General features: G+C 51.7%; 1 pseudogene. It reads left to right on the top strand.

The features are described from left to right. A pseudogene (locus NE473_RS32005) lies at positions 1-290 on the top strand (ABC transporter permease family protein); the annotation flags it as partial.

Here is a 290-nt window from a genome sequence, read left to right as displayed (position 1 = left end):
GAATTCTTAAGCACTCTTCCCAGCACAATCAGGGGTACCTTCGGAATCCTGTGAAACATCGTCAACACCTTATATATCGTCGTGATTACGCTGCTCATCGCCACTCCACTGGGTGTGGGAGCCGCCATCTACTTAAATGAATACGCAAAAGGCGGCAGGGCCGTCCGCCTCATTGTGTTTACCACAGAGACACTCTCCGGTATCCCCTCCATCATCTTCGGCCTGTTTGGCTACGTATTCTTTGGCACAACGCTGGGACTTGGCTATTCCATACTAACCGGCGCACTGAC

The sequence above is a fragment of the Hungatella sp. SL.1.14 genome, assembly GCF_024460495.1.
In the GTDB taxonomy this organism is placed as follows: Bacteria; Bacillota; Clostridia; order Lachnospirales; family Lachnospiraceae; genus Hungatella; species Hungatella hathewayi.
This window is presented reverse-complemented; position numbering and strand designations above follow the sequence as displayed.